Annotated in this window: 1 protein-coding gene; it reads left to right on the top strand. The window is 29.3% G+C overall.

The annotated features are described in order from the left end of the window. Window positions 1-90 precede the first annotated feature (90 nt). Complete coding sequence (locus DXB52_RS15975) at window positions 91-678, top strand: hypothetical protein (RefSeq protein WP_181989243.1); 588 nt, start codon at window positions 91-93, stop codon at window positions 676-678. The last annotated feature ends 12 nt before the right edge of the window (window positions 679-690 follow it).

Below are 690 nucleotides of genomic sequence, written 5' to 3'. Positions count from 1 at the left end.
GTGATTACAATAAAATGTTGGAACTAAGGGGGTTGGATACAGCTCAGCTAAAAGAAAATGAAATATCTTATTATTACAGACAAACAATATTTGCATAAAGTTGAAAACAATAATGAGATAAAAGTCTTACAATTATCAAATGGGGAAAAATTAAATTTGAAAGAAATAGATACGCAAACATATTGGTATGCAATGTGTAATTCTGGTCGATTTACCGTAGTTGTTCCAGATGTTTATACACAAGATTTAGAAATAGCTGAAAGACATCTTATTGTAGATACAAAAGAAGATACAACAGCCGATTATGAACAACAATTTCTAAAAGATATGGAAGATAAATTTATTGAAGTAAATGAAAACGGAGAAGATGTTCTTCAGTCTTATAGAATAAATATGCGAGGAACAACAGTAGAAGAACAAAACTCTATGACAGCTATGATTGCAAGTATCTGTTTATATATTGCTTTTGTGCTTATTTCTGCTGTAGGAACAATCCTTGCTGTTCAATCATTAAGTGATTCAACTAAATATAAATATCGTTATTCTACGTTACGAAGAATAGGTGTGAATGACAAATCACTTTTTAGAACAATCAAAAAGCAATTATTGATACTGTTTGGTGTTCCTACCGTTTATTTCTATTATATGTGGTTTCTTCATGGTAGTATCTATGAATAATATTTTTCAAAT

The organism is Ruminococcus sp. OM04-4AA (assembly GCF_003462585.1).
Classification (GTDB): Bacteria; Bacillota; Clostridia; order Lachnospirales; family Lachnospiraceae; genus Mediterraneibacter; species Mediterraneibacter faecis.
This window is presented reverse-complemented; position numbering and strand designations above follow the sequence as displayed.